Genomic DNA, 25,588 nt, shown 5'->3' with positions numbered 1-25,588 from the left:
CCGATGTTTGTGGCGATTCACATCGACCACGTTCTCACATCCCGACAGGAGCAGCCGCCCTCAGTTAGGCTCGACCGAGACCCCAATCACCCCATCTGTCGAGGACAAGATCCGCGAGATCGTTCCCGATCGCGACCTCCAGCTTGTCGTCGACAATATCGGCCTGCCGGCGCGTGCCTACAATTTGGCGTTCACGGATGGATCGACCATCGGCGTGAATGATGGTGTGATCCTGGTCGCATTGAAAGACGGCCACGCGCCGACTGCCGACTATGTGCGCAAGTTGCGCGCGGCGCTGCCCAGCGCCTTTCCAGACGTTCTGTTCTACTTCCAGTCGGCCGACATCGTCACGCAGATCCTCAATTTCGGACTGCCGGCGCAGATCGATGTCCGTACGGTCGGCTATGACCGCGCTACCAATCTGCGGATCGCGATGGAACTGCGGCGCCGCATCGCAGCCATTCCCGGTGTTGTCGACGCACACCTGCAGCAGGAAGTCGACGCGCCGGCGTTCTATGCCGATATCGACCGCACGCGGGCGGCGCAGCTCGGTCTCAATGCCAGCACGATCGCCAACAACATCAATGTGAGCCTGAGTTCCTCCGAGCAGGTGTCGCCGAACTTCTGGACCGACCCGAACACGGGCATTCCCTACTATCTTGCCGTTCAGACGCCGGAAAACAAGATCGCGTCACTGAACGACCTCGGCAACACGCCCGTTTCCTCGACTATCAATACCGCAGGTGCACAGGTTCCTGGGCAGCTCAGCAACGTCGCTACGTTCAAGCGCGACAGTCTCCCGACCAACGCCAACCAGGCGAACGTCCAGCCGGTCTACGAAGTCTATGCAAGCGTCCAGGGTCGCGATCTGGGAAGTATCTCCAGCCAGATCAGCGCGGTCGTTGCCGACCTGCAGAAGCAGCTTTCGCCTGGGAACAACATTCAGGTCATAGGCCAGATCCAGAGCATGAACGATGCCTTCTGGGACCTCGGCATCGGCATCCTGTTCGCCGCCGTGTTCGTCTACTTGCTGATGGTCGTGAACTATCAGAACTTCGGCGACCCCTTTGTCGTCATCCTTGCGTTGCCGGCGACCTTGTGCGGCATCGTGACGATGCTGTTCATCACGGGCACGACGCTCAACGTGCCTTCCCTGATGGGGGCGATCATGGCGGTCGGGGTCGCTTCGGCCAATTCCATTCTGCTCGTGACCTTCGCCCGCGACCAGCAGCTGGCGGGCAAGCCTGCGTTCGACGCGGCGATCGAAGCCGGTCATACCCGGATCAGGCCCGTGCTCATGACCGCGGCCGCGATGATCGTCGGCATGGTCCCCATGGCGATCGGCGGAGCGGGCGAAGAGCAGAATGCCGCGCTGGCGCGCGCGGTTATCGGGGGGCTTTTGTTTGCAACGCCCACGACGCTCCTCGTCGTGCCGTACCTGTTCGCGATGCTGCGCAGCAGACAGGACGGCAAGACGGCTCACGGCGTCTTCGACGAGGAAATCGCATGAAACCGAGGGATCATCTGGATCAGCGCGACGATACGGTGACGGATGGCGCAACGGAGCGGCCGCCGCGCCGAGGCAGAGGCTGGCTGCTTGCATTGGGCGCGCTGACCCTGCTGACGACGGGACTGGCCTATGGCGTCCAGGGATACTATTCGCGCAGCCGCGAACTCGCGGCGGCCGCCGAACAGGCGCGTGACTTCATCCCGCAGGTGCGTGTTGCAGCGGTAAGGCCGAGCGACGACATCATGCAAGTCAGTCTGCCCGCCACCACAACTGCCTACGATGTCGCGGACATCTTCGCACGAGCCAGCGGCTATATCGAGACGCGTGAGGTCGATATCGGAGACAGGGTCAAGAAGGGACAGTTGCTGGCCAAAATTGCCGTACCGGAACTCGATGACCAGATTTTGCAGGCCCAGGCAACCTTAGGACAGCTCAAGGCGGCGCTGCAACAAGCACAAGCCAATCTCGATCTCGCCAAGGTGACGTGGCAACGCGACAAACCCCTGGTGGACCAGGGCTGGATCACCAAGCAGCAGGGTACGATCGACGTCCAAAGCGTCAAGGCACAGGAGGCGGCTGTCGGCGTTGCGCAGGCCAATGTGAATGCGCAGCAGGACCAGCTGCGCGTGCTCGACCAGCAACAGGCCTACCAGCAGGTGGTCGCCCCGTTCGACGGCGTCATCACTCAACGCAACGTCGATATCGGCAGCCTGGTGCAGGCCGACACGACCAACAGCACTTTCCTGTTCGCCATCATGCAAGGGGATGTGATCCGTGCCCAGGTCTACGTCCCTCAGGACCAGGCCTTTGGACTGACCCCGGGGGTCAAGGCTGTGCTTCGGATTCCCGAAATCCCCGACCGTACCTTCCCCGGCACGGTGACGCGGATTGCCGATGCGCTGGCACCGGGCACACGGACCTTGCTGACCGAAATCGACATTCCGAACCCCGACGGTGTTCTCGCGCCCGGCACCTATTGCACTGTCGAGCTCCAGATCCCGCGCAAGACACCCAGCTTTTCCGTGTCGGCAGATGCGATCATCTTCAACGCAGATGGTTTGCAGGTTGCCGTGGTCCAGAACGGCATCGCGCATATCCGGAAAATATCGGTGGCGCGCGATCTCGGAAAGGAGGTCGAGGTCCGTGACGGCGTCAAACAGGGTGACCTGGTAATCCTGAATCCGCCGGTCGAACTTGCCGAAGGCAGCAAGGTGCAGATCAGTCCTGCAGCCGTCCCAACACCCTAGTTCGTTCACCCTGGTTCAGTTCAAGGGCGCCCGGCGTGAAAATCGAGCCCCCCGTCCTCAGCGCCCCACACGGGCCGAACACCGACACTCCATACTACCTTATATATACATGCATTATACCCTTATATACTGTTTGTTACTTCCGACGTTTGCTAGATAATTGGCACAGGACGAGAACAACAGAGGCGAGACGAACATCGTAACTCGAAGGTTCCCGAGTGCCTGTAGCTGGAATGCGCGGTAGACGAAAGGCCGCCTTCCTCAACAAAAAGGAGAGTTAATCATGCGTTCTATCCCTCTGAAGGCGGCGCTTGCCGCGATGCTCGTCGCCATCCCACTCACTGGGGCCTTTGCCGCCTCGTCGCACGGCGGCCACGACGGCGATCACGGCCGTAACGGTGGGCATGGCAGCAGCGAATACGGCGACTTCTCGCAGAATGGATGGTTTGACGGCATCAACTCGTTCAAAGCCCACCCGACTGCGAACAGGAACCTCCTCCAGCAGTTAATGGGTGAATGAGAAGGCCCCATCGTCTCGCCGCAGCCCCGCCGTCTCTCAGGAACGGCGGGTCTGCAGCATGAAGTCTACGGCGCAGAGACCAGCCGCCTGCAGGAAAGCCTGGCTACCTGGAGTATTCCTCAGGCATGTTCGCCTTCTCATGCCGCCGAACGAGATCTGAAGATGCAGCGCCGCCAACAAACCTCTCGACCTGGCGGTTCGTTCGCATCGTCTGCCGGCGTCGACTTGGCGCGACTGTTTTTGACCCAACCGTGCTTGGCCCAACCGTGCTTGGGACGATGAACCGGAAAATGCTGCCGTGCGGAAGATTGGGCGTGGCCCACAGCCGGCCGCCGTGGGCCGTGACGATAGAGCGGCATATCCACAGTCCCAAACCCATGCCCTCGCATTTGGTCGTGAACAGGGGATCGAAGATGCGGTCGACAAGCGCCGGATCGAGCCCCGTGCCCGTGTCCTCGACGGCCACCAGCACATCCCCATTTTTATCGAGCCGGGTGCTGATCCGCAACTTCCGTTGTCGATCCTGCACCGTGCTCATCGCCTCGATGCCGTTCGAGACCAGGTTGGCGACGACCCGTTCCAATTGACCGTGATCGCCTCTGATCGGCTCCAGGTTCTCAGCGAGTTCGACCTCGACCGCGATGCGGTGAAGGCGCAGATCGAGGCTGACGAGACTGAGCAGGTCCGTAATCAAGTCGTTGATGTCGAGGTTAGCCGCTATGGGCGGGGATTTTCGGACCAGATCGCGAACACCTCTGACGACATCGGCGGCGCGAAGGGTATTGCCGATGATCCGTTCGATGGCCTGTTTCGCCTCATCGAGATTCACCGGATCTCTCGTCAGCCATTGCAGGGCGGTTTCCGCGTTGGTCAGAATGGCGGTAAGCGGTTGGTTCACTTCGTGCGCGATGCACACCGCGCGCTTGCTTATTGCTGTCGATTGGGTGCCATGCATGAGGTACGGGCTCCTACGGCAAGAGGGTGCGATTTGGTCGTGGGCGGCGCCGAAGGCTGCAGAAGATCAATCAGCCTGACCTTGCGAATGGGGGCGATGAGACTATTCCACTGCCGGGAGGAAATCCTCCGGAGCGTTCGGTGTAATGAAGCTATACGAATGTCCACATCATCACCCCTCCAGCTTGGCGATTGCCTGGAATTTCATGTCATGGTTTATCCGCCCTATGAGCTGCGATGCGAGTTTAGCGTTGCAAATAGCTGTAAATATTCGCGCCCAGGACAGACCGTGAATAAGCACATGCGTGGAGGATCGCTCCAAACGCCTGGCGGTAGACGTGAAAGAGCCATGGGATTGAAGGCGAACCGCGACTGGTCTGCCGAGCTCAGTCGGTCGAACTCAGCTCTTCGAGAAATCGGCGCGCGGTAACGAGATCTCGCGTTTCAAATCCCTCTGTAAATCGCCGATAGATGTCTTCGAGCACAGAGCGGGCGTCCTTGCCCCGGCCGTGCTCCTTCCACATGCGCGCCAGCGGGATTGCGGCTTTCAGCTGCCAGCTCAAGGCCGATTGCTTGTGGGCACAATCGAGGGAGCGAAGCAGTATACGCTCAGCCGTCGCAAGGTCAGGTCGCGGCTGCATCAGTAGGATTTCGCCTTGGGCCCGCAGCAAGTCGGGCAGCCACAATATCTCGCCAACCTGCTCAGCACGCGCCACAGCCTCGACTATCGTTGCCAACGCTTCGTCCGACTGTCCGGAATGGGCCAGTCCTTCAGCCAAGGCGCGCCGCGTCGGCAGCGTCACGATCCGGTACTGATCGGCATCCATCGCCTTCAAGGCCGCCCGCAAGGTCGCAACGCCGGACGACGCTTCGCCGTGCGCGACCATGAGTTCACCTTTCAGCGCGAGGCCGACTGCGCGATAGGGAGCAAGGGAGTATTTGGTAGCCTGCTCGATTACGATTTCAGTATACTCCTGCGCTGCTCTAAAGTCGCCACTCCAGTGGAAAACAGGGACGAGATAGATGAGGGAAATGCAACTTGATACCGGGTGATCGTGGCTCTGCGCCGTTTTGATTCCCTGACGGGCGACTTTGCAACCCTGATCCGGGAAGCCACACAGCCACAAGGACCTGGCGAGCGTCGCGAGCCCCGATACATGGTGGTCGTGGCCAAAGAAGCTCACCCTCCCCAGCCTGAAATCCGAAGCCAGCTTCGAGCCTTGCTTGCAGTGTCGTAGCGCTGCCGCCTGATTGCCGGTCAGGTGATATGATCCACCTAACATCCATTCCGTCATTGCGTTTTCGATCGGGCCTCCGCTGGCCTTGGCAACGGCAGCGTTCCGTTTGGCGGCCGCCAACGCGCCGCTGAACTCCCCCTGGCGCATGAGGAAGATGTAGAGTCCGGAAAGTAGCTGGAGTTGATGCCTTCCATCCTGCAAGATTTCGGAGAGTTCCAGGCCGCGCTCGATCCCGGCCCTGACTTCCAGGCTGTTGCCGCGGGAGTACATGGATGACATCGCCAGTGCCCCCTGGAGTTCCAGTTCCCATCGCGTCCCGTGATCCGCTTCCCGCAGCGCGCACAGGGCTCGCCGGCACCATTGCTGACACTCATCCAGCAGTGAAAGTCCCAGAAATAGCGGGACTGCGAGGGCAGCCAGCTCAATGGCGAGGGACCGGTCATCCAAGCTCGAAAAACTCCATGCGAGCGCTTTGCGAACGTTATCGATGTGGGGAGCGTGAACGGCAACATTGTGGCCATCAAAAGCCGAGCCTTTGGCCATGCCCTGCTTGAGAAGGCCTGTGAAGTAGCCTGCGTGACCTCGTTCGGCAGCTACCGCTTGCCCGTCTTCGGCGAGCTTGGCCGCAGCATAAGCGCGTGTCGTATCCAGTAATCGGTAATGAGTAAGTCCGCTCGTCGGCACGACCCGCATGAGTGACTTGTCGACCAGGCTGGCGATCGCGGAGGTCACCGTCTGTATCTTACCCCCGGCGACCGCATGCGCCGCCGCCAGCGTGAAATTGCCAACGAACACGGACAGCCTGCAGAGAACTCTCTGCTCGTCCGTCGACAGGAGCCTGAAACTCCAGTCGAACATGGCCTGCAACGTTTGATGCCGAGGCACTGCACTACGCCAGCCTGGCAGGAGCAGCCCAGCCCCGCTTTCCAGGAGTCCGGCGGTTCCTTGAATACCGTGGGTACCCACACGGCTGGCGACAAGCTCTATTGCCAAAGCGATCCCGTCTAGCCGACGGCAGATCTTCGCAACAATTGGAGCATCGGTGTCGCTGAGCTGGGCATGGTGCCCGCTCGCTGCCGCCCGCTCCATGAAGAGCTGCACGGCGGGCGAGGCCAGAGCTTGAACGGCAGTTGGCGTTTCGTCAGGCGGACTGTCGAGAGGCATCAGCAACTGCACATGCTCGCCCTCAACACGCAACGCCTCGCGACTGGTCGCCAACAAGTGCACCGATGGCGCCGCGTGAAAGAGGCGTGCGCAGAGCTGGGCGGCCGTCTCGATCACATGCTCGCAATTGTCGAGAACGATGAGAATCCGCTTGTCAGCCAGGAAGGCTCGTATGTACGGCTCGTGATCCGGGCCCTGGACAAAGCAGCCGAGTGCCGAAGCCACGGCACTGGGTACGTCAGCCGGGTCGGTGAGCGACCCAAGGTCGACAAAGCAAACCGCGTCGTCGCCGAATTCCTGGCGCAGTGCGTTGCCGACCGCCACAGCGACGGTCGTCTTGCCTATCCCACCTGGTCCGATCACACTGACAAAGCGCCGAGACAAGAGCAGCGAGGACATTGTGGCGACGGTCTCGGTGCGGCCGACCAGCAGCTGCAATGGCGTCGGGAAATTCGGAGATCGCGCCGTGCTTGCAGGAGCAGCAATTGAGGCAGTGCCGCCGCCCGCGCCGTTGCGCCGGACCGGCGCAACGAAGGTGTAGCCCCGGCCGGGAACATTGACGACGTAGCGGACATTATCCTTGCCGTCCCCCAGCACCTTGCGAAGGGCGGCGATGTGCACGCGAAGATTGGCTTCCTCGACGAAGACGCCCGGCCAAACGAGATCGATCAGTTCTCGCCCGCTCACGACCTCACCCGCCCGGCCGGTCAACGCAATCAGAACGTCGAGAGCGCGGCCTCCGATGGCGACGGGTTTGCCATCCCTGACGAGCACCCGAGTTGCCCCGATCAACCGAAAAGGGCCGAAAAATAGGATTTCACCGGTCTCTGTTTGGTCGCTACTTGTGACGACAGCCGAACCGGTTCCCGGCACTCTGATGCTCAAAGATCCGGTCGGCCTTGTTTGCATCTTTTCACGACCTTTAGCTTGTCAAGACCCGCCATGCGGGGTCAGGTCGAGCGGCGTCGGAAGGAAGTAGCGAACGAGAGCCACCAACCGGGGCTGCGCCGCGCGTCGCGAAGAAACTACAATTCGTAGGCGGCAAAATGGAATCCATGCGCGAGTGCTTGTTGATGAGGCTTGGCACCGAGGTCCGTTCAAAGCTGAAAGGCGAGGTCGAAGGTAAGAGATTTTGCTCGCGCAAATCCGTATTGCATTTGACGCTGGCAAGCCTCTTTCTGATCGTCGCATTGGAAATGCTCCTGTGGCAGTTGGGAGCGGACCGCCCGCTCAAACTCGCCGTAGCGCTTCTTGAAACGCGCTAAATCGATTTCGATATCGAGAAAATACGGAAAGTGTGTTCGGGTAGCCTTGCGCGCTGGAGACAGCCATGGCCGAGCAAACCGGATGAGCGAATGACAACGAACGGCAATCTTCTTCGGCTACGATCCAGTCGACAATGCCCTGCAACTCCGACATCGATGCCCCCGCTCTAAGCCCCCTTCGACAGCGATCGATTACAATGTCGTTCCACGCGCTGCTGCGGAGAAAACGCAAGGATAAAGGAAGCATGTCCGAGTCTCCATTGTGGCTTGGTGCAGATTCGTGTCCGATCGGCGGGTTGGTCTACTACTTAGGTCTATCCAGAATAGCACTGAGACTGGTTATGGGACCAGGCGCAGAGCGCATCAGTTCGGCCATCCTGACCAGGTCTGCCAGGGATTGCGCGCCCATCCTTCTCATGACTTGAGCACGATAAATCTTGACCGTGGATTCTACCACGCCAATCCTTCCGGCAACCTGCTTGTTCATCAATCCTGCCGTCACGAGATCCATGACCTCGCGTTCGCGCTCGCTTAGCGTCTGAAACCGGGTGAATGTCTCGATCGCCTGTCGACTGCGATCGAGGCGCATGCCGTCCAGCTCGATGGCTCTTGTGACGGCATCCAGCATTTCCTGTTCGCGAAACGGCTTCGTCAGAAAGTCGACGGCACCTGCCTTCATGGCTCTCACCGCCATCGGAACGTCGGCGTGGCCGGTCATGAATATGATCGGAATACGGACGCCGGCTGCGACAAGGCGGGCCTGAAAGTCGAGACCGCTGATGCCGGGCATACGAATGTCCAGCACGAAGCAGCTCGCAAGGTCGGGCAATTCCATGTTCAACAGCTCGGTCGGAGACGAGAACGCCTCGCTCTGCAAACCGACGGATTCCAACAAATCGACCAGCCCTTCGCGCATCGAAACATCGTCTTCAACGATGAAGACGAACGCATTTTGGGGAGTCCGAGCATAGATGGGGGCAGCCACTGACTGCGTCGGCCGCAGCAGGCGTTCATATTTTCGGATCATCAGATCACTTGTCATCATCACTCCCCTCGGGATGAGGCCAAAACGGCCAGGGCGACCGCCGCAAGCAGTGCTGAAGCATCGAAGGGCTTTCGAAAGAAACCGTGATGACTTTCAGCAGCCGCGCGCCTTTGGTCTGCGGCTTCATGGCGCGCCGTAATAAAAATGACGGGCAAGTCGGGCCGCACATTTCGCGCTCGCCGGCGAAGCTCGAAGCCGTCGACAACTGGCATGCCGATATCGGCAATCAGGCAATCTATCTTACGCAACACGTCGCGTTCGAGGAGAGACTGAGGGGATGAGAACAAACGAACCGAGTGCCCCGCCGACTCCAGGAGGTCCTCGATCGACTCAAGGACCCGAACGTCGTCATCGACAACCGCGATCGTTGATTTCCGTGCAGCATTCATTTCGAAGATGTTCCCGCGCGCCGAGAATGGGTTACTGGTACTTGCAGCCTTTCGGCGATCCTCACGAGATCGGCCAGCGATGCTGCCTGCATCTTGTGCATGATCTTGCCGCGGTGGATTTGCAGCGTCACCTCACTGATCCCAAGTTCCGCGGCCGCCTGCTTGTTGAGCAGACCGCTGACGACCAGCGGCAGAACCTGGCGTTCGCGAGAGGTCAGGGAGGAAAGGCGGCGCTGTAGCGTCACAAGCTCGGCCCGCTCCAGGCGGACGCCGCAATCCCGATCGATCGCCGTGTGTACGGACTTCATCAACTCGGTTTCGCTGAACGGTTTGGTGAGGAAGTCCACGGCACCGCGCTGGATGGCGCGTACAGAAGATGGAATGTCGCCGTGTCCGGTGATGAAGACGATAGGCGGATGTTGCTCTCGGTCGGTCTGTTTCTGGAATTCCAGCCCGTTGATGTCCGGGAGTTCGACATCAAGGATCAGGCAACCGGACAGGTCCGGCCGGGGAAAAGCCAGATAGTCGGCAATCGAGTTGAAGGCGACGGAAGCCAGACCTCTTGCCGCCAGAAGCTCGCACAGCGCCTCGCATATGCGCTGGTCGTCATCAACGATGAAAACGATACAGTCGTCCTGGGTCATGCGGCGTCGCCCGATTGGATCGGCAGCGTAAACGAGAACACCGTTCCCCTTGGTTCGATGCTCTCTGCCCAAAGCCGGCCGTCGTGTGATTCCAGTATCGAGCGACAGATTGCCAGGCCCATACCCATCCCCCCCGCCTTCGTCGTGAAGAACGGTTCGAAAATTCGTTCTGGTTCGGCAATTCCGTCGCCGTTGTCGCGGACGTAGACCAGGATCGCATTCTCTCCATAGCGGTGTGATCCAAACTTCAGTGATTTCGACACGTCGATTGTCGACTTCATTGCGTCGATCCCGTTGCGGACCAGATTGACCAGCACCTGCTGCATCTGCACGCGGTCCGCGAGCACTGGCGGCAGGCCCGCATCGAGATCCGCCTCAACGAAGATGCCCTGCGAGATTATTTCATCGAACATCAACTGACGCACCTCGCCGATCACCTCGTTGAGATTGATTGAAGTTCTGGACGAAGCGGTCTGTTTGAAGAGTGCTCGTATTCGGTCGACAACCTCGGCAGCTGCCATGGAATCGCGAACCATTCGCTCCGCGGTAATGCGTGCCCGCTGGAGGTTTGGAGGATCCGCCGACAACCAGCGTTGGCAGGCATGACTGTTGGTGATGACAGCCGCCAAGGGCTGATTGACCTCATGCGCGATCGATGCCGACAGCTCGGCGAGGCTCGCAAGCTGCGAAGCGCGCGAAAGCTTGTCCTGCGTCGCACGAACGACATCATGTGCTCTCATCTCGTCATCGATGTCGATGATGACGCCATACCATTTCACGATGCGGCCATCGTCGTCCCGTAGGGGCTGGGCGCGGTTATCAACCCAACGATAGACGCCATCGCCCCGGCGGTTGCGGTACCGCATGGCGAAAGGCTCCCCGGTCTTCAGTGATTGCATCAGGTTTCCCTTTACAGCTTCCACGTCATCGGGATGCATAAGTCGTCCAAGTGCCCCGTCCAGCTTGGAGCCTTCCTTGGGCTGGCTGTGGTCGATCTTGCGGCCATAGTAGGTTTCCAGCTGCTTGTTGATGTAGGCTGGTTCACCTTCGGGAGTAACCGACCAGACGAGTGTCGGTATGGTGTCTACAAGCTGCTGGAGTTCATACTGTCTGGCTCGCAATGCCTCTTCGGCCCGCTTGCGATCGTCGATGTCGGTGTTGCTCCCAAACCAGTGGATCACAGTGCCGGAGGCGTCGCGCACTGGTTCGGCCTGGAAAAGGAACCAGCGGTACTGGCCATCGAAGCGGCGCAGCCGTGCCTCGATCTCGCCCGGCGCACCAGCCGCCAGGAGAGATCGCCAGTATTCCACAAGCCGGCCTCGATCGTCCGAATGTATGACGGCAGTCCAATTCCAATCCGTTGCCTGCTCCTGCGACAGCCCCGTGTATTCGAGCCATCTCCGGTTCAAGAATTCGGTGGACCCGTCTGTGTGGGCGGACCAGACCAGTGTCGGAAGAGCGTCGATCAGCCGCTGGAGCTGAAACTCTTTGATCTCCGAAGCCCGTTCCACTCTCTTCAAATCATCGATGTCGGTGAACAGGCCGCACCAGCATACGACTTTGCCATCTTCGTCGAAGATTGGTTCGACGCGCGCATGGAACCAGCGGTATACGCCATCGTATCGCCGCATGCGGTACGCGCGGTCCATCGGCTCGCCGGTTTGAATGCTACGGACCCGCGCTGCCGCAACGCCGTCGCGTTCGTCGGGATGAATGATGCTGAGGAAACCCAGCCCACTCAGATCGAAGAGATCCGGTCCAAAATAGTCCCTTTGCGTCTTGTTGGCGTAGTCCTGATTGCCTTCGGAGTCAGCCGTTATGATCAGCCCCGGGATGTTGTCGAGTATTGACCGGAGACTGTGCTCGGTCGCGCGCAGGGCTTCCTCCGCGACCTTCTGGTCATCAATATCGAGCAGGATTCCACACCACCCGATGAACTCGCCGTCCCGATCGTGCCTGGGGCAAGCCGCGACACGGAACCAGCGATAGGTGCCATCGTGGCGACGAAGCCGGTACGCGCCATGAAATTGCTGGCCATTCTCCAGGCATTGCGACATGAGGCCTTCAGTTCGGTCGAAGTCCTCCGGATGAATAACCTGTCGGCAATGGAGATTGCTGGTGTCGACGGCGCCGAGATAATCCCGAAGGCTCGTGTTCCCCTTGGTCAACCGGCCTTCCGTGTCGACGATCCATGCCAGTCCGGGAATGCCCTCCAAGAACTCACGCGCGTCATACCCAGTGCGATCCAACGCACCCTGCCTTTGCGGCCCTTGAATGAAAACCCCGGTCAAGATCGCCGTTGCGGCGAGGAGAGCCGAACGCACATAAACACTCGGTCCGGCGGTCGCTGCCAGTTCGCTGGACAGCCAGAACACCAACAAGCCAGCGCCGGAAATGGCTATTGTCGAGCCATACTTCCGCAGCGGCGGCATTGCTTTCATTTTTGGACACCTCCCGGCGCGGCCACTGCTGCCGAGCCAAGCGGCATCAGGGCCTCGCCTCGCAAGAAGACAACACAATCGGTCCCCCGAGATGTCGGACTTCTACCACACTATATCAGAACTGAATGCCGCCCAGGCATAATGGAAAGATGTGATAGACAGCCGGTCGCCCGCCGCTGCCGTAACACCGTGAACTGGGCGGACAGCACCAGGTGACGCTCAGATACGTGGATCCCCGGCGCACCGGCCGAACTGACACCGGTCTGCCGAGCATCCCTCGGGACCGACAGACCCGGACTGGACACGCAGCATCCACCGATAGGTCACTCTGCGACCAGGGTGATAACCGCAAGGAAGCGCCAGTAGCCGCAAAGCAGACAAAGCCGTTCCACAAACCAGCCCGTAGGCTGCTGTCGATCATGATGGAAGGCGCCCAATCGAAGACGGCCCGAGTGGCAAGCAGATGAATGTCGGGCAGATGAACGTCGTATCCGTCGACTTGGGGACAAAGCCGCTGGCGGCAGCGAACCTGTTGGAGTCGGTCACATCGTGACCGCCTACGACGCACGGCTTCCAAGGTCGAAGCCATCGATTTTCCGCGGAAGCGGTTGCCGGGGAAATATGACGAGGAGACTACAAATGGGCTGTAATCGAGCGCTGTTGCGGATTTCATCCATTGGCGCCGGCGTTTTTTTGTCGATCTGTCTCGCCGGTACTGTAGCGACCGCCACAGCCAAGGACCAGGACACCGTGACTGCTGTCGTTGCCGACCAAGTGCGAAGCCAGGGCTTCCCTTGCAAAAATCCGAGTTCTGCGGATCGCATTGAGGCCGAGTCCGTCCCAAATCAGACCGCTTACCTGCTCAAGTGCGAGGGCACGACCTACCGGGTGCTCTTGATCCCAGATCAGGCAGCTGAAGTGGCCAAAATTGACTGAAGCCCAATGCGGACTCCAGCGAGGAGACACTTCCAAAATCGAAATGGCCGATCTTTCTAGAAAGAAACCGCGTCGTCCCGCAAGTGACGGCCAGTCTTGCAAACAAGAAGACAACCCGGAGGCAACCGGCACCAGCTCAAGTAAATCGGCGCGATCGGAAGTTCATCAGCGAGGCTAGCGCATCCGATCGGCCATACGCCGGATAGACGGTTCCGCACGAGGAACACGCCACGGCGCCAGGACCAAGGCCTCGCACGGATCGCGATCATGTCAACTTTCAACATCCCCCGCAGGCACCGCGCCGTGCTGCTTTTCTCCGCCGTCTTCGTAACGCCGCTCGCCGCTGGGGTCGCTCTGAACGCGAGTTTGGCCGATACACAAGCGGGCTCGTCCCCGGTTGCCTCCGCCATTGGCGCCTCGGCCACCTCCTATGCTCCGATCGTGGCGGCCGACAAGCCGGCGGTTGTGACGATCACATCGATCATGAAAACGTCATCGGCGCCCGATGATCAAACTCAACCCTCAGACAGCGGTCTGTCGTCCGATGAGCGGTTGCCGCAATTCTTCGGCAATCGGAGAATCCCGGCACCCAAGGCTCCACCGCAAGGAGCGACGCAACTGGCAGAGGCCCTTGGTTCCGGCTTCATCGTCAGCTCAGACGGCACCATCGTCACCAACAACCATGTCATCGACGGAGCTTCGGATATCATGGTGACGCTTGATAATGGAACCGAGCTGCCGGCGACCCTTGTCGGCCACGACGCAAAGTCGGACCTTGCGGTCCTGAAAGTAAAGGCTGGGAAGCCCCTTCCCACTGTAGCCTGGGGTAATTCCGACGGACTCAGGGCAGGCGACCCGATTCTGGCGATTGGCAATCCGTTCGGCATCGGAACGACAGTCACTGCGGGAATCGTTTCCGCCCGCGGGCGTGACCTCAACAGTGGTCCCTACGACGATTTCCTTCAGATCGACGCGCCGATCAACCACGGCAATTCGGGTGGGCCTCTTGTCGACATCAGCGGCGCTGTCGTGGGTATCAACACCGCGATCTACTCACCCAATGGCGGCAGCGTCGGCGTCGGATTTGCGATCCCTTCCAATGAGGCCAGACAGATCGTCGCCAAGCTGGTGAAGAACGGTTCGATCGAACATGGGCTGCTCGGCATCGAGATGCAGCCGATTACAACCGACCTCGCCAGCGCCCTCGGTCTGCCGACGCCTGAGGGTGCTTTGGTCGCTCATGTCGGCGATGGATCGCCCGCCGCTCATGCGGGCATCGAGACCGGCGACGTCATCACCGGATTTGCCGGTCAAACCATCAAGGAGCCCAAGACCCTGTCTCGAGCCGTGGCGGATCTCTTGCCGGGGAAAAGGGAGGCGATGTCCGTTTGGCGCAATGGGAAGATAGTTGCGTTGTCGGTGGTCGTCGGCGGCAATGACGACAGCGTCAAACAGGTGGCCGCGATCAACTCTTCCCAGCCGCTGCATTCCAGTTTTCCAACACTCGGTCTGGCGCTTGGTGACCTCGATCAAACCGTCCGCCAGGCCCTGAATGTGCCTTCGCAGGTGCGCGGCGCCGTGGTCGAGGGTATCGATCCGGACGAGCCGGCAGCCACCTCCGGCATTGAATTGGGCGACATCGTCGTCTCGGTCAATCGCGTGCCGGTACAGACTGCCAAGGAGACGAGCCAGGCCATTAGTGCCGCAACAAAATCCAGCAAGAAGTCGGTGCTGCTGCTGATCAAGCGTGGCGAACGGCAGACCTTCATCGCTGTGCCGTCCGGTAACGGCTGAGATGACGTGTGCGATGCCAAAAACCGCCGGGACGACGGTATTGCCAGGCGGCCCTAGGGCGCCGTCGAGAACGAGGATGCGCTCGCGTGCAGCAGCCGTCGGCGCCGTAAGAACTCCGAGCCGTCGGCTTTCGCGGCTACCCGGCCCGAACAGCGCATAGAGCGATGACAGCGCCTAATCCATGGGTATGGGCCTGATCCATCTGATGTATCCTTCGGCCAGCGCTCCAAGATTATTCGCAGATCGGTCAAGATCAGCCAAACTTGCCGACGCTTGGAGATCCCCAATCGGAGGCGAGTCTGTGATGGAAAAGGAGTTGGTGGCTCTGGCGCACCCATATCTCGCGCCGTTTCTACGCGACATGCTCGGAGCCAAGTATCAAATCGTCGAGCTTGCCTCTCCCATTTCGGAGGCTGGCTCGTGTTCCGCCCGTGCCGTGATCGTCGACGGAAGCCGTCCATTTGATACGAACTTTCTGCAGGTCCTGCCGAACCTTGCCCTGATAGCCTGCTTCAACACGGGTTATGACGGAATAGATGTGGACTGGGCCCGAGAGCACGGCATCATTGTGACGCATGCCCAGAACGTCAACCACGAGGACGTGGCCGACTTTGCGATCGCGCAGATATTGAACATCTACAGGAGTATCTCCACCGGCGATCGCTGGGTTCGCGCCGGCGAATGGCGATCAGGCCGGAAGATGATAACGCGTTCCGTCGCGGGGCTCCGGCTCGGCATCGTTGGACTGGGCAGCATCGGACGTGCGATCGCTCATAGGGCGGATGTGCTGCGGATGGTGACTTCGTGGTGGGGGCCACATGACAAGCCTGGCACCCCTTGGCCGAAGGCAGCGAGCATTCTCGGACTTGCACAGGCAAGTGATGTGCTGGTGGTCGCCGCGCCCGCCAAGAAGGGCAACCGCGGACTGATTTCGGCGAGCGTGCTGCAGGCGCTTGGCTCCCAAGGCGCCATCGTCAATGTGGCCCGAGGATCGCTAGTCGACGAGAGTGCGCTGATCGATGCGCTCACGCGCGGTGCGCTGCGAGCTGCCGCGCTGGACGTCTACCAGGATGAGCCGGCCTCACCCAGGCGCTGGGCTGACATTCCCAACCTGTTTCTATCGCCACACATTGCCGGCGTTACCGATTTGGCCCTGAGCCGCATGGGGACGCTCGTGCGTGCAAACCTCGACGCCTTCTTTGATGGAGAGCCCGTGCTAACCCCCGTTGAGGCCGCAGCCTGATCCCAAGGCGTCCTGTGGTCTAGACTTAGACTAGGCTCCGCTGGTAGGCGCTCGGCGTCAGGCCGGTCGCCTTGCGAAAAGCGGCCGTGAATGAGCTGGTCTCGCTATATCCGACAGTCAATCCGATGTCCGTCACCGAATGAGCGCGCGTCGCAAGGAGACCTTTGGCATGCTCGATTCGACGGCTGGTAAGATACCGATGCGGAGGCATCCCAAAAGACAGCTTGAAGGCACGGCAAAAATAGCATGGGCTCAACCTGGCAAGCTGCGCGAGAGTGGCGAGCGGTACCGGTTCGCCCAAATGCGCCTCGATATGCGCCGTGACCACCCGCTGCTGCCAAGCCGCAAGCCCGCCTCGAAGCTGAGGTTCGGCTCTCGGCGTCCCCTCGTGGAAACGGATCAGCTCATGAGCCAGGACGATGCCCAGTGCTTCCAGGTAGCACCGGCTCTCCGGGGTAGGATTTTCTAGCGACCTCATCAGTTTGAGGGCCGTGCCCAAAAGCGTTGCGTCCTCAAAGAAAAGCTTCGCCGCGAACGTCACATCTGTCATGCCAGCGTTGAACGGAACTTGCAGCTTGGCAGGATCAAGATAGACAAACATGAGACGCGCAAACGTCCGCGGCGCATGCCATTCAAGATATTCGCAACCGGCGGGCACCAAGGTAAGCCGGCGACCAAAATCCCGCAGTTTCGATCGGGGCAAACCTTCGACGAAGGTATCACCATCTCGCCGCGTCCCCTGCTCGTAGACCACCAGCAAGTGCATGGGCGCGCGAAACCGGAATTCGAATTTGTCATGGCCGGCGGCCTGGACCACCTCGGCAACTATCCCATCCGAAATCGCCGTGCGACTACTCACGGCGTCGGCTGAAGATATCTCGACACGGTAGTCGGCCCCATCGGCACTCCGGCGCCAAAACTGCGCATGCGCCACGGAGTTGGTACGGTGTGCCTTTCCGCCGTTGAACGGAGCACGCCAATCCGCCGACAGGAATGGTCCCCTTTGCTCCGGCCGCCGAGCATTGGCCGCGAAGGCAGCAATCGCGAGTGTATCGATGTCGCTGGAGGCAGGATTCATCAACATGGCTTGGCGCACATCCTTCGGGTTATCCCATTTGATGTCAGCCTAAGGCGCCGGCGATGATTTATCCCATCCTACATCCGTCGGCGGTAATAGAGTATTGGTTTGAACCACTCATACTTTGGTTTGTGATTGGACATCGCGATCGATAGTAATGGTGCTTGTGCCGCGCGGACCAATTGGCCGGTTCTTTAATCCCGGCCGATCCCAGGTGATTGGTCGATTTTGCGCTACTGGACGTCACGTCTTGATGACCCTGAACGAGGATCCCTGCATGGCCTGGACTTTTGACGTTCCGCGCGAAATCCGCAAGCTGGATGCAAAGCCGGCAAGAACGACGAAGCACCGGCAGCAAGAAGCGCTAGGCTTCAAGTCGGCGCTGCGATCGGTGGTTTCGATCCCATTTCCGTCCACCATCGTGGCAGCGCTCCAACTCGTGCCAGATTGATCCTGCGGGCCTCTCCCCTCCCTCGCCCGCCGATCGATTGTGAAGGCGCTCTTCCCCCCAGGAGCGTTTCTCACCGCTCGAGTTCTTGGGCCGATGACATGCTGTCATCGGCCCATTTTTCTCCTGCCTCCCGAGCAGAGCCGATTTACGGTCGATCGCCGAAGTGTTGCCGGCGTCGACACCTTCGGCGATGCGACCTGCTTGCGGCGCGATGTGTCGCGCGATTTCGAAGACAGATATCCGACGTCGCCACGGGCGCTCGACCGCCTCTTAGCGACGTCCCGGACAGGAAGGAATGGACAGCGCTGTCGGCAGTTCGCCAAGCTCTGTCACAGATGGGGCCAACTCAAGTCGACGGCGCGGTCAAGGCAGCCTCAGCCGCAATCACCACGTCGCGTGACGCCTTCGCATCAAAACCCGTTCATGCCCGAAAAGAGGCCGGAATCGGTCGAGGGATACTTGTCCCCGTCGTTATCGAGCTGCGATACGGGCTTCTTGGCCGATCTGCTTGTCGGTTCTTGAACGGGCCGCGGCAACGATGAGTGGTTGCTGTTCGTTTTTCGTTCGGCGTGATTGAACTTCACCTGCGTGTGTCCCGGAGGCGAACCTGCGGCGGCGGCCCAAGCGGTCGACAGGAGGACTGCCGCTAATGCAGCCGCGATTGGAAGAGAGCTCATGTGTTTCACCTGTTGTTCTGTTGCGCAGCCGGCGAAACTCGAATTGGCGACAGAATTGTCGCTCATGCCGGTGACGTTTACATAGGTTTTGAAACGCGTCTCGCGGCAGTATACGAAACACATCCGACGTGGCTGTAATTGTTTATCTTCATAGCATTGGAGTATAATTCGACCAACAAGAAGTGATGCGGGGCATAAGACCAGGGCGCCCCTCGTCGTCGGATTGATCCGAGGCCCTCGCATGGCGGCCTGGCCTCTGGCCGCTGAGGATCCTGGTCTGTTCATACACAACGCGGCGCGCGATCAGTCGAAGATCGGCTTTCCGATCGCGTTCGAAAAGATGTTGCCTAGATAGAAGTGGAGCTGTGCACGCACGCCGATGTCGCGGCCCGAGCTCTCCTTGATCGGAATGATCGCCTCTACCCCGAGTTGGGCGTACTCGCCCACCCAGATGACGCCAGGATTGATCGTGCCCGCGGTCTCTCCGGCCGACGGTCCGTTCAGCGGCGTCTGCATCGCAAATTCCACCAGCGGCACCAAACCCTCGGCGAAGCGATGAGCATTCCCCTTGCCTGCGGAATGTGAATTGGTGAGCAGGCTGTATTCCAGGGCAAAGCCCCATTGCAGGATGTCTGGGTTGTCGACCGAGGTGGTGCCGGTCACGGTGGCGGATTCGGTTGGCAGTGCGACTCCGAGGGTCGCGGTGACATTGACCGGTCGCAGCCACGCCATAGAATCCGACAGATCGCCGAAGCCCTTGCCCACGTATACGGTCGGCGTCAGCACGGAGAACGACTTGGCACCGATGTCGGACGATCCGGTGCCGCCCAGCGCCAGCGTGCCGCCTGCCGAGAGCACGAACTCATGCTCGGCACTGGAATAGAGTTCGTACTGTGTGCCGAGCACCAGATCGTCGAAGCCCGCCCGTGCGCTCCCCTTCTGATCGATCATGCGGTAGTTCGCGGTGAACGAGACCGACCAATCCGGGGTGATGAGCTTGCTGTAGGAGAAAGGAAAATCGACCTCGCGCGAGGCGGTGTCAGGCAACTGCGTCAATTGGGGAAAATTGACGAAATCGGCCGGGGTGGGAACGACGGTCGCCAGAGTCGAGGGTAAGAAGCGGTCCCCAACGTAGGACGCCGATGCTTCCGAACTTGCAACGAGAGACAATAAAAAGCTGGGCACCGTCAGGTGCCAGGCCCGGTTAGCCATCCCACTCTCCTACCGAAAAATTGACCCGTCAGGCCAGGCGCTCGCAATCGAGGGCGACGGTGATCCAGGATTCGGCCTCGATCACCTCCTCGATCACCTCGAAGCGCCCGATGCCGAGCGCTTCGTCGTCCATGGGTTTCGCTTACATCCACTGACTGCAGGAATTGGGGACGATCCCCTTGGCCCTTCACGGATCGGACCGTCCGGCAGGGGCGCGCACGAGACAGGGGCGGTTCAGTCTGGACATCGTCTTTCTCTACAAACCAAAGCAAGGCGATCAGCGCATCCGAATAGATGGCGAGGCAAACCAAAAACGATCTGGCACCCGCGTCCGTGGTGCTGCCCGCGAGCACGGCGAAAAGACAGGGCGGTGCCATCACGGCAAAGAGTTCGAACCAGCGCGACTTACCGAGACGCTCGTGCCATGACAGCGCGTCGATGACCGGCGAGTCGAGCGGGCCTGTGTCGGCAGGAACCGCGGAGCCAGGCACCGAACCATGCCGACCGCGACCCAGGGGCAAGAAGCACCCGAGCCGGACAGCGCCCATTGCGATGCCTTGCTCTGTGCGGGCAAGGCCGGTCGCCCGCAGCACGCCCCAACCTCCGGCAGAGGACTTGTAGGGCCGCGTCGACTTCCTGGTCGCCATGCGTTGAATCCCCGTGATCGAGCGTCGAGTGTTGCGCTCAAGCAAAAAAAATATCTTTCGCAAACGCCGCCCAAGTTCGAGTTTCGCCCGTTGCGTCTGATCTACTCGGCAGGACACCATAAGTAACCGTTTCACCAATTAGCTTGCGCAGCCATACCAATGGATGATTCAAGCCGATGGCAAAACCAATGCATGCTTCCAGGGAAGAGAAGGAGCAACGAATGAAATGTCTAAGCTGCGCGTGTGAGGTGGAACTACCTCACCAGTACTATTTTTGCTCTCGGGAATGTTTCGATGAGACAACCCACAACACCGAATGGAGGATGTTGAGCGATGGACTTCCGCCTACTGGTTTTCCTGCTGGTGGCCAGCCCCGCACTGGCTCAGGACCACACTTCCCACGCCCCGGCTGGCCCGCCCGAGGGCAACTACGGCCAGGGGCACGAGAAGTGGCACAACATCTACAGAGGGATGCATAACACGCTGGGTGGCTCATGCTGCAACGGCGGCGACTGTCGGCCAACGGTCGCCAAGTTCGAGGGGGGAAAGTGGTGGGGCAAACTCAATGGAGTATGGACGCCGATCGAGCCGCCCAAAAGGGTTCCTGAACACCCCTACTCATGGAACGAAACGGCCCACATTTGCGCGGCTGGGAACACCGTCTACTGCTTCATACCCCCCGACAACGGGACCTGAACCTCCAGCCTAGCCGGCTGGGTGCGTCGTTTCGGAGAAGAGTTCGCCTTGCTCGGGTTCCACGGGCAGTGTGCTCGCGCCTCGCAAGGCACCCAGGAATTCACTGAGCCGCTCAAGATACAGGTAGATCACCGGCGTCGTGTAGAGCGTGAGAATCTGCGACAGCACCAAGCCACCCACGATCGTATAGCCGAGCGGCTGGCGGATTTCCGATCCGGCGCCGGAGCCCAGCATCATCGGCACGCCGCCCAGCATCGCCGCCATGGTGGTCATTAGGATCGGCCTGAAACGTATCGTGCAAGCGCGGTAGATCGACTCCCGTGGACTGAGACCTTCGCTCCGCTCGACCTGGAGCGCAAAGTCGACAAGCATGATGCCGTTCTTCTTGACGATGCCGATCAGCAGGATAACGCCGATCATGGCGATGACGCTGAAGTCCATATGGACCGCCATCAGCAACAACAAGGCGCCGATAGCGGCCGAAGGCAGCGTCGACAGAATGGTAATCGGATGGATTATGCTTTCGTAGAGCACCCCGAGGATGATGTAGATCACCACCAGCGCCACTCCGATCAGTATTGGTGTGCCTGAGAGCGCCGACTGAAAGGCCTGCGCACTACCCTGGAAGCTGGTTGCGAGCGAAGCGGGCGTTCCGGCATCGCGTTCGAACTGCTGGATAGCGGCAACCGCATCTCCGAGCGCCGCCCCGGGTTTCAGGTTGAAGGAGATCGTGACCGCCGGGAACATGCTTTGATGGTTGACCACGATCGGCGCGGCCTTGGTCACGCTGGTCACCAGGGCGCTTAACGGCACCTGCTGTCCTGTCGAAGAATTCAGATAGATATCCTTGAGCGCTTCTGGACCGTACTGGAATTCCGGGCTGACCTCGAGAACGACGTGATACTGGTTGAGTTGGGTAAACATCGTGGAGACGATGCGCTGGCCGAAGGCATCATCGAGCGTGTTGTCGATGGTCGATGGAAGGATGCCGAAACTCGACGCGACTTCGCGATTGACGGTCACATCGAGTAGTGGTCCTGCATTCTCCTGATCGGTGGCGACGTCGACGATTCCCGGCAAGCCTTTAAGCTTGTCGAGGAAGATCGGCGCCCAATGGTTGAGCTCGTTGGAATCGGCATCGGCCAGAGTGTATTGATATTGCGTCTTCGAAACGCGACCGCCGATAGTGATGTCCTGCGCCGCTTGCATGTAGAGCGTTATGCCTTGGGTCTTGGCGAGTTGGGATGATAGACGGCTGATCACCTGATCGGCGCTGACGTCACGTTGGTTGTTGGGCTTAAGGGCGATGTACATTGTCCCTCGATTGAGCGTGCTCCCGCCAGTCGCTCCTATCGAGCCTGCGACCGATGCTACGGCCGGGTCCTTCAGCACAGTGTCGATTATCGCCTGCTGGCGCTCGGCCATTGCCGGGAACGAGATGTCCTGATCGGCCTCGGTGAGGCCGATAATCAAGCCGGTGTCTTGTTGCGGGAAAAAACCCTTCGGGATGACAAGGTAGAGATAGCCGGTGATGGCAATCGTTCCCAGCATGACGAGCAGCGTAACGAAACTGTGCCGCAGGACGATCCGTAAGCCCCGTTCATACACTCCAAGCAGCGCGTCGAAGCCGCTTTCGCAAATATCATAGAGCCGCCCGTGCCTGATGTCGGCCTCATGCCTGAGTAGATGCGCGCACATCATTGGCGTCAGCGTCAGCGAGATCACCAGCGACAGGATCAGTGAAACGCTCACCGTCACGGCGAACTCCTGGAAGAGTTCGCCGACATAGCCCCCCATCAGAAATAGTGGAATGAACACCGCGATGAGCGACAGCGTAATCGAAACGATGGTGAACCCGATTTCGCCCGAGCCCTTTAGCGCAGCCTGCATCGGGGTGAGGCCCTCTTCGACGTGGCGGACGATGTTCTCGATCACCACGACTGCATCGTCGACGACGAAGCCGACCGCGATCGACAAGGCCATGAGCGACAGATTGTCGAGACTGTAGCCAAACACATAGAGCACGGCAAAGGTGCCGATCAGCGAAAGGGGCACGGTTACTGCGGGAATGACCGTTGCCCAGAAATTGCGCAGGAACAGGAATATCACCATCACCACCAGGGCGATGGTCAGCATCAAGGTGAACTGCACGTCCTCGACCGAGGCACGGATGGTTTGTGTGCGGTCCGAAACGACCGATACCTTGATGCCGGGCGGGATCGAGGCTTGTAGTTGGGGCAACAGGGCCTGGATGCGGCCAACCGTCTCGATCACATTGGCACCGGGCAGACGCCGGATAGCCAGCAAGATGGCGGGCTTCTTGCCGAACCAGGCGGCCACAAACTGGTTCTCCGGCCCGTCGATCGCGGTGCCGATGTCGCGGATGCGCACAGGCGAGCCATTGCGATAGGCAACGACGATATCATTGTAGGGGGCAGGCTTGAGCAGCTGGTCGTTGGTGTTGAGCGTGAAGGTTTGACGCGGGCCGTTGAGCGTGCCCTTCGCAATATCGACATTGGCCTCGCCGAGCACGTTGCGAACATCTTCAAGCCCAATGCCGCGAGCCGCGGCCGCCTGTGGATTGATCTGCACACGGATCGCCGGCTTCTGCTGGCCGCCGATGCCTACAAGACCCACGCCGGAGATTTGCGAGATCTTCGGCAGCAGGATGTTTTCCGCATAGGCATCGACCGTCGTCAGCGGCAAGGTATCGGATGTCAGTGCGAGCACCAGGATCGGCGTATCCGCCGGATTAACCTTACGGATGGTTGGCGGATAGGGGATGCCCTGCGGCAGGAAGGGGCTGGCGGCATTGATCGCCGACAGCACGTCAACCGCCGCGCTGTCGACGCTGCGGCTGAGGTCGAACTGAATGGTGAGCTGTGTGCTGCCAAGCGCACTGGTCGAAGTCAGCTGGGTCACGCCAGGGAGTTGGCTTATCTGTTGCTCAAGCGGGGTGGCCACCGACGACGCCATGGTTTCGGGATCGGCGCCAGGCAACTGCGCTGATACCTGAAGCGTAGGAAAGTTGACGTTCGGCAGCGATGCGACTGGTAGAAGCTGGTAGGTGGCGAGCCCACACAGCAGCAGACCCGCCATCAGCAGGCTTGTCGCGATCGGCCGGTGAATGAAAGGGGCCGAGACGTTCACGGGATCGCTTGCTGCACTGCGCTTTGCAGGGCGGCTTCATCAGCGGCTTTGCCCTCCAGCACTTGAACGCGGCTGCCTTGCACGAGCCTGTACTGTCCGTCGACGACGACCGTTTCGTTGGCCTTGAGACCCGAATCGATGAGGGCTTGCCCCCCGCTCAACTGTGCAACAGTGACGGGCCGCATCTGCGCGGTTCCATCAGGTGCGATCACGTAAACATAGGAGCCGTTCGGACCTTGCTGCACCGCCGACCCTGCGATCGTCAGTCCCCCAGTGCGGGTATCGAGAAGCAAACGCGCATTCACGAGCGCTCCGGGCCAGAGTTGGTTCCGGGCGTTCGGAAACGTGGCCCGGAGGCGGATGGTCCCTGTCGTCTGGACGATCTGGTTGTCGACAAGCAGGAGTTTGCCTTCGTCGAGCTTGGTCTTGTCGTCCTGGCTGTACGCAAAGACCGTAAGCGGCCCCTTGGCCATCTGCTGCTGGATTTGTGGGAGCGTGTCCTCGGGCAGCGTAAAGATCAACGAGATCGGTTGGACCTGCGCAACATCGACCAGACCAAAAGTATCGGTCGGATGAATGATGTTGCCTTCGTCGATCTGCCGGATACCCGTTACACCGTCGATCGGCGAGGTCAGACGGGAGTAGCTCAGATTGATCTGGGCGGCTTGTAACAGAGCCTCGTCTGCCTTGATTGTTGCCTGGAGCTGGATGACCTGAGCCTTCTGCGTGGCCACCAGCTGGGACGTTGCAAAGCCTTTCGCCAGCAGTGGCGTGTAGCGGTCCAGATTTGCCTGCGCGTTGACGAGTTGCGCCTGGTCGCGATCGCGGGTCGCGGTAATCTGATCGATTTGTGCCTGATAGGGATCTGGGTCGATCTGCGCCAGCAGATCGCCCTTTTTCACTGTCTGACCTTGCGTGAATGCGATCTTCGTAATCGGTCCTGAAATCAGGCTATGCACCACCACGTTGTTGTAGGCGATCACCGTTCCCACTCCACGAAGGTAGATCGGCACGTCGTGACTGGCCACTTCGCCGGCAACGACCGGAACCGCCGGCGGAGGAACAGAGGCTGCCGCGGGTTCGGAAGGATCGTAGACATGCTTGGCTGCAACCCCAACGCCGCCGATCAAAATCAGCAGCGCGGCAACAATGACGGGTCGCTTGCGCATCGAAGGCTCCTACAAAGACGGGATCGCTTTTTTCAGCAGCCGGACGCCAACAGCGTGTTTGTGCCGGTCACGCCCGTGCTGCCGCAGGTTGGAACCGTTACCAGTGGGCTTGTCACCG

General features: G+C 60.0%; 19 protein-coding genes. 8 read left to right on the top strand and 11 right to left on the bottom strand.

Annotated features, from left to right (window positions below; genetic code table 11):
• Positions 1 to 7: 7 nt before the first annotated feature.
• The 3 genes from ASD12_RS26285 to ASD12_RS26275 all read left to right on the top strand — a co-directional run bounded on the left by ASD12_RS26285 (position 8) and on the right by ASD12_RS26275 (position 3,277).
• A complete protein-coding gene (locus ASD12_RS26285; protein WP_348271737.1) occupies positions 8 to 1,510 on the top strand; it encodes an efflux RND transporter permease subunit in 1,503 nt (500 codons plus the stop codon).
• Positions 1,511 to 1,602: 92 nt separating this feature from the next.
• Complete coding sequence (locus tag ASD12_RS26280) at positions 1,603 to 2,757, top strand: efflux RND transporter periplasmic adaptor subunit (RefSeq protein ID WP_244482980.1); 1,155 nt, start codon at positions 1,603 to 1,605, stop codon at positions 2,755 to 2,757.
• A 283-nt stretch (positions 2,758 to 3,040) separates the two neighbouring features.
• The gene (locus tag ASD12_RS26275) at positions 3,041 to 3,277 is read left to right on the top strand and encodes a hypothetical protein (RefSeq protein WP_056593372.1); all 237 of its coding nucleotides are present in this window, start codon (positions 3,041 to 3,043) and stop codon (positions 3,275 to 3,277) included.
• 103 nt (positions 3,278 to 3,380) lie between these two features.
• Here ASD12_RS26275 and ASD12_RS26270 read toward each other — a convergent pair whose 3' ends face one another.
• Together ASD12_RS26270 and ASD12_RS26265 are read right to left on the bottom strand one after the other, a co-directional pair.
• Entirely contained in the window at positions 3,381 to 4,232 is an 852-nt protein-coding gene (locus tag ASD12_RS26270; protein ID WP_056593369.1) for a sensor histidine kinase, read from the bottom strand.
• 385 nt (positions 4,233 to 4,617) lie between these two features.
• Entirely contained in the window at positions 4,618 to 7,407 is a 2,790-nt protein-coding gene (locus ASD12_RS26265) for a winged helix-turn-helix domain-containing protein (RefSeq protein ID WP_162252289.1), read from the bottom strand.
• Positions 7,408 to 7,679: 272 nt separating this feature from the next.
• Here ASD12_RS26265 and ASD12_RS26260 point away from each other — a divergent pair, with 272 nt between their 5' ends.
• Positions 7,680 to 7,898 (top strand): hypothetical protein, encoded by a 219-nt coding sequence (locus tag ASD12_RS26260; protein WP_056593362.1) that lies wholly within the window; start codon positions 7,680 to 7,682, stop codon positions 7,896 to 7,898.
• A gap of 304 nt (positions 7,899 to 8,202) precedes the next feature.
• Here the strand turns inward: ASD12_RS26260 and ASD12_RS26255 are convergent, their stop codons facing one another.
• From ASD12_RS26255 to ASD12_RS26240, 4 genes are read right to left on the bottom strand one after another with little or no spacing between them, the layout of a single operon-like run.
• The gene (locus ASD12_RS26255) at positions 8,203 to 8,940 is read right to left on the bottom strand and encodes a response regulator transcription factor (RefSeq protein WP_244482979.1); all 738 of its coding nucleotides are present in this window, start codon (positions 8,938 to 8,940) and stop codon (positions 8,203 to 8,205) included.
• Positions 8,941 to 8,942: 2 nt separating this feature from the next.
• The gene (locus tag ASD12_RS26250; protein ID WP_056593359.1) at positions 8,943 to 9,332 is read right to left on the bottom strand and encodes a response regulator; all 390 of its coding nucleotides are present in this window, start codon (positions 9,330 to 9,332) and stop codon (positions 8,943 to 8,945) included.
• Entirely contained in the window at positions 9,329 to 9,976 is a 648-nt protein-coding gene (locus ASD12_RS26245) for a response regulator (RefSeq protein WP_056593357.1), read from the bottom strand. Before ASD12_RS26245 ends, ASD12_RS26250 begins: the two co-directional genes overlap by 4 nt.
• Entirely contained in the window at positions 9,973 to 12,417 is a 2,445-nt protein-coding gene (locus ASD12_RS26240; RefSeq protein WP_056593354.1) for a PAS domain-containing protein, read from the bottom strand. The genes ASD12_RS26245 and ASD12_RS26240 overlap by 4 nt, the downstream gene beginning before the upstream one ends.
• Positions 12,418 to 13,056: 639 nt before the next feature.
• On the opposite strand from ASD12_RS26240, the gene ASD12_RS26235 reads away from it, so the two are divergent.
• The 3 genes from ASD12_RS26235 to ASD12_RS26225 all read left to right on the top strand — a co-directional run bounded on the left by ASD12_RS26235 (position 13,057) and on the right by ASD12_RS26225 (position 16,390).
• On the top strand, positions 13,057 to 13,353 hold the full coding sequence (locus ASD12_RS26235) for a hypothetical protein (protein ID WP_056593351.1): 297 nt from the start codon (positions 13,057 to 13,059) through the stop codon (positions 13,351 to 13,353).
• Between the two features lie 267 nt (positions 13,354 to 13,620).
• Positions 13,621 to 15,147 carry a Do family serine endopeptidase gene (locus tag ASD12_RS26230; protein ID WP_056593348.1) on the top strand — a complete coding sequence of 509 codons (1,527 nt, stop codon included), beginning with the start codon at positions 13,621 to 13,623 and terminating at the stop codon, positions 15,145 to 15,147.
• A 304-nt stretch (positions 15,148 to 15,451) separates the two neighbouring features.
• Entirely contained in the window at positions 15,452 to 16,390 is a 939-nt protein-coding gene (locus tag ASD12_RS26225) for a 2-hydroxyacid dehydrogenase (protein ID WP_056593345.1), read from the top strand.
• A gap of 25 nt (positions 16,391 to 16,415) precedes the next feature.
• Here the strand turns inward: ASD12_RS26225 and ASD12_RS26220 are convergent, their stop codons facing one another.
• A complete protein-coding gene (locus ASD12_RS26220) occupies positions 16,416 to 17,474 on the bottom strand; it encodes an AraC family transcriptional regulator (RefSeq protein WP_056593343.1) in 1,059 nt (352 codons plus the stop codon).
• A gap of 271 nt (positions 17,475 to 17,745) precedes the next feature.
• On the opposite strand from ASD12_RS26220, the gene ASD12_RS26215 reads away from it, so the two are divergent.
• The gene (locus ASD12_RS26215; protein WP_156388899.1) at positions 17,746 to 17,919 is read left to right on the top strand and encodes a hypothetical protein; all 174 of its coding nucleotides are present in this window, start codon (positions 17,746 to 17,748) and stop codon (positions 17,917 to 17,919) included.
• Between the two features lie 410 nt (positions 17,920 to 18,329).
• Here ASD12_RS26215 and ASD12_RS26210 read toward each other — a convergent pair whose 3' ends face one another.
• From ASD12_RS26210 to ASD12_RS26190, 4 genes are all read right to left on the bottom strand, one after another.
• A complete protein-coding gene (locus ASD12_RS26210; RefSeq protein WP_156398657.1) occupies positions 18,330 to 18,662 on the bottom strand; it encodes a hypothetical protein in 333 nt (110 codons plus the stop codon).
• A gap of 237 nt (positions 18,663 to 18,899) precedes the next feature.
• Positions 18,900 to 19,808, bottom strand: coding sequence for a hypothetical protein (locus ASD12_RS26205; protein ID WP_056593334.1), 909 nt, complete (start codon positions 19,806 to 19,808; stop codon positions 18,900 to 18,902).
• A 1,352-nt stretch (positions 19,809 to 21,160) separates the two neighbouring features.
• Positions 21,161 to 24,301, bottom strand: a complete 3,141-nt coding sequence (locus ASD12_RS26195; protein WP_056593328.1) for an efflux RND transporter permease subunit — start codon at positions 24,299 to 24,301, stop codon at positions 21,161 to 21,163.
• A complete protein-coding gene (locus tag ASD12_RS26190; protein ID WP_056593325.1) occupies positions 24,298 to 25,470 on the bottom strand; it encodes an efflux RND transporter periplasmic adaptor subunit in 1,173 nt (390 codons plus the stop codon). Before ASD12_RS26190 ends, ASD12_RS26195 begins: the two co-directional genes overlap by 4 nt.
• Between the last annotated feature and the right edge of the window lie 118 nt (positions 25,471 to 25,588).

The sequence above is a fragment of the Mesorhizobium sp. Root102 genome, from assembly GCF_001425625.1.
Taxonomy (GTDB): domain Bacteria; phylum Pseudomonadota; class Alphaproteobacteria; order Rhizobiales; family Rhizobiaceae; genus Mesorhizobium.
The sequence above is the reverse complement of the archived record's forward strand: the minus strand, read 5'-3'. Positions and strand labels throughout refer to the sequence as shown.

Coding starts and splice junctions, on each gene's coding strand:
- ASD12_RS26275 (WP_056593372.1), top strand. CDS start 3,041: ATGCGTTCTATCCCTCTGAAGGCGGCGCTTGCCGCGATGCTCGTCGCC.
- ASD12_RS26270 (WP_056593369.1), bottom strand. CDS start 4,232: ATGCATGGCACCCAATCGACAGCAATAAGCAAGCGCGCGGTGTGCATC.
- ASD12_RS26260 (WP_056593362.1), top strand. CDS start 7,680: ATGGAATCCATGCGCGAGTGCTTGTTGATGAGGCTTGGCACCGAGGTC.
- ASD12_RS26255 (WP_244482979.1), bottom strand. CDS start 8,940: ATGACAAGTGATCTGATGATCCGAAAATATGAACGCCTGCTGCGGCCG.
- ASD12_RS26250 (WP_056593359.1), bottom strand. CDS start 9,332: ATGAATGCTGCACGGAAATCAACGATCGCGGTTGTCGATGACGACGTT.
- ASD12_RS26245 (WP_056593357.1), bottom strand. CDS start 9,976: ATGACCCAGGACGACTGTATCGTTTTCATCGTTGATGACGACCAGCGC.
- ASD12_RS26240 (WP_056593354.1), bottom strand. CDS start 12,417: ATGAAAGCAATGCCGCCGCTGCGGAAGTATGGCTCGACAATAGCCATT.
- ASD12_RS26235 (WP_056593351.1), top strand. CDS start 13,057: ATGGGCTGTAATCGAGCGCTGTTGCGGATTTCATCCATTGGCGCCGGC.
- ASD12_RS26230 (WP_056593348.1), top strand. CDS start 13,621: ATGTCAACTTTCAACATCCCCCGCAGGCACCGCGCCGTGCTGCTTTTC.
- ASD12_RS26225 (WP_056593345.1), top strand. CDS start 15,452: ATGGAAAAGGAGTTGGTGGCTCTGGCGCACCCATATCTCGCGCCGTTT.
- ASD12_RS26220 (WP_056593343.1), bottom strand. CDS start 17,474: ATGTTGATGAATCCTGCCTCCAGCGACATCGATACACTCGCGATTGCT.
- ASD12_RS26215 (WP_156388899.1), top strand. CDS start 17,746: ATGGCCTGGACTTTTGACGTTCCGCGCGAAATCCGCAAGCTGGATGCA.
- ASD12_RS26210 (WP_156398657.1), bottom strand. CDS start 18,662: ATGAGCGACAATTCTGTCGCCAATTCGAGTTTCGCCGGCTGCGCAACA.
- ASD12_RS26205 (WP_056593334.1), bottom strand. CDS start 19,808: ATGGCTAACCGGGCCTGGCACCTGACGGTGCCCAGCTTTTTATTGTCT.
- ASD12_RS26190 (WP_056593325.1), bottom strand. CDS start 25,470: ATGCGCAAGCGACCCGTCATTGTTGCCGCGCTGCTGATTTTGATCGGC.